General features: G+C 63.0%; 1 protein-coding gene and 1 pseudogene. Both read right to left on the reverse strand.

Going from position 1 to position 1,739, the window contains the following annotated elements:
* Positions 1 to 618 (reverse strand): annotated as a pseudogene (locus ACFE99_RS10335) (PPE family protein); the annotation flags it as partial.
* Positions 619 to 634: 16 nt separating this feature from the next.
* Positions 635 to 934 (reverse strand): PE family protein, encoded by a 300-nt coding sequence (locus ACFE99_RS10340; RefSeq protein WP_375484891.1) that lies wholly within the window; start codon positions 932 to 934, stop codon positions 635 to 637.
* Between the last annotated feature and the right edge of the window lie 805 nt (positions 935 to 1,739).

Below are 1,739 nucleotides of genomic sequence, written 5' to 3' on the forward strand. Positions count from 1 at the left end.
GGCTTCCCATAGCGATGGTCTGCGCACGGGTGCCGGCGGCACCGAGGGCGGCCCCGCCCGCCGCGGCGTGCTGGGCGGCCAGCCCAGCCAAGTTCGTGTTCTGCGGCGCCGGCAGCCACGGCGCAACCTTCGCGGTGATTGCCGCCGACGTCGCGGCATAGGTGTACATCGCCACGGCGTCTTGGGCCCACTTCTCCATGTAGTGGGCCTCGGTGGCCATGATCGCCAGGGTGTTTGCCCGAAGAAGTTCGTCGCCACCAGCGCCATCAACAGGGCACGGTTTGCGGCGATCACCGGTGGGGGCACTGTGGCCATAAACGCCCCCTCAAAGGCGGACGCGGCGGCCTGAGCCTGGCCGGCTGTCTGCGCGGCCTGCGCCGCAGTGGCGTGCATCCAGCCGACGTAGGTGGAAGCCGCGGCCGCCATCGCCACCGACGACGGGCCCAGCCACGGCCCGCCGGTAAGCCCCAAGACCACCGACCGATACGAGCTGGCCGCCGACTCCAACTCGGCGGCTAACCCATTCCAGTCGGCCGCGGCGGCCAGCATCGACCCCGGACCCGGCCCGGCATAGATCCGCGCGGAGTTGATCTCCGGGGGAATCATCATCCAATCCATCGCCAAACCGCTTCCTTCAGCTGGTTGCGATCGCGTTGGCAGCCTCGGTGACTGCATACGAGCTGGCGCTGGCTCCCAAGGTGGTGACAAACATCTGGTGAATCGCCGCTGCCTGGGCGCTGACCGCCTGATACATCGCGGCCTGCGTGGCAAACTGCACCGCGTTCAGCGCCGATACCTCGTCGGCAGCCGCGGGCACCACCCCGGTGGTCGGGCCCGCCGCAGCCGCATTGCCCGCCGCCATCGCAGAACCGACACCCTGCAAATCAAGTGCTGCCGCCGCAATCATTTCCGGGTGTGTAGTCACAAATGACATGTGCTTTCCTCCTGATAGACGCCCTCACGGCGACATTCATTGGGACGTACGAGCCGAGCCCGGCCGCGGTATGCGTGACCGGGCCAGCTCGCAATCGCCAAGGCAGACGCTTGCGTCCCGTAACTCCGGGGAGTCGTCCCCGGCTTGTCCGACAGGTCATGGACCTGCGCTGCCATGGCGTTCGCCATCTGATACATGACGGTGTGCGCAGCAAATTGCGCCCCCGTCAACCGGCACCTCATCGGCCGCCGCACGAATGGCCCCAGTCGTCTGGACTGCCGCAGTCGAATTCCAGATAGCAATCAAGTATGGGAAGCCCGCAAATTACTTGTAGGAATCGACTGGCGATGTATCTCGACGGTCCAAAACGACACTTGTTCACTCCTTCAAAAGATCAACAGCAATCGGCATTACTGAGTGGTTGCTGTTATGCAGGGTTCTATTTGGAATCGCAGCTTCAGTCGGCTGCGCCAGCACGGCGAGTCGAAATCGGCTGAGCCGGCCGCGGCATCGCAAGTCTGACGGGCCGGATACTGCTTGATAATCGCAGATACAGGCAACATCTGATCGCCACCCGGAGCATCAACCGCCCAACGGCAGCGGTCACCGATACGGCCGTTGCGATGTTCGTGGCTCACATCCGCCTCCAGTCACTAGGCACCAGTTAAGGCTGCTGGGCGAAATGCTAGATCTCGAAATCCTGGAATGTCAACACCGGATATAGCGACCGTAAATGCGCGTATACGACCAGCGGACTTAGCGCTACTAGCAAACTTACTAGCAAAATTAAATATCGGTTGGAAAC

Source organism: uncultured Mycobacterium sp., from assembly GCF_964249325.1.
Lineage (GTDB): Bacteria > Actinomycetota > Actinomycetes > Mycobacteriales > Mycobacteriaceae > Mycobacterium.

Excerpts from the sequence above, each read along its gene's own strand:
- ACFE99_RS10340 (WP_375484891.1), bottom strand. The coding sequence starts at position 934 with ATGTCATTTGTGACTACACACCCGGAAATGATTGCGGCGGCAGCACTT.